Here is a 251-nt window from a genome sequence, read left to right as displayed (position 1 = left end):
AATATCGTCACCATCTTCCTCGGGCTGTCGGTGGGAGCCAAGCTGGTGGCGGACAAGTTCCTGCAGCCGCAGACGCTGGGGATCCTGCTGCTGGGGGTAATCGCCTTCTGCGTGGGCACCGCCGCCGGGGTGATCATGGCGAAGCTGATGAACGTATTCAGTAAGCACAAGATCAACCCGCTGATTGGTTCCGCCGGGGTATCGGCGGTGCCGATGGCGGCGAGGGTGTCCAACAAGGTGGGTCTGGAAGC

The 251-nt window shown here is 62.2% G+C and carries 1 protein-coding gene; it reads left to right on the top strand.

All coding sequences use genetic code 11. The annotated features are described in order from the left end of the window. Positions 1 to 251, top strand: a 251-nt coding sequence (locus PGS10_RS25035; RefSeq protein WP_316423653.1) for a sodium ion-translocating decarboxylase subunit beta, incomplete at both ends; no start/stop codon positions are given.

Origin of the sequence: Klebsiella sp. 141153 (assembly GCF_032601995.1) — a bacterium.
In the GTDB taxonomy this organism is placed as follows: domain Bacteria; phylum Pseudomonadota; class Gammaproteobacteria; order Enterobacterales; family Enterobacteriaceae; genus Klebsiella; species Klebsiella aerogenes.
The sequence above is the reverse complement of the archived record's forward strand: the minus strand, read 5'-3'. Positions and strand labels throughout refer to the sequence as shown.